Raw genomic sequence first — 264 nt, forward strand, 5'->3', positions numbered from 1 at the left:
TAAGCTTATTTGTTGTTTTCTTGCCGTGGCCATAATAACTCTCAATGGAAACTTATTGATTATTATTTAAGCATAGTCGAGTCACTCATTATTTCCATTTGAGTGGGTGTCTTTTATATTCTTGTAGTTTATCGGCGACCCAACCACGTCTATGCTCATAACTTTGCCCGGTGTGCTTATCTTCACCACACAGATATGCCCGCCGAACACAACGAGATACACAATGATAATAAGGCGTGTCAACTAAGCTTATTTGTTGTTTTC

The 264-nt window shown here is 38.6% G+C and carries 1 pseudogene; it reads right to left on the reverse strand.

Features of this window, described 5'->3' with window-relative positions:
* Positions 1-118 precede the first annotated feature (118 nt).
* Positions 119-264: pseudogene (locus tag MTCD1_RS21590) on the reverse strand (transposase); the annotation flags it as partial.

The organism is Colwellia marinimaniae (assembly GCF_002207865.1).
Lineage (GTDB): Bacteria > Pseudomonadota > Gammaproteobacteria > Enterobacterales > Alteromonadaceae > Colwellia > Colwellia marinimaniae.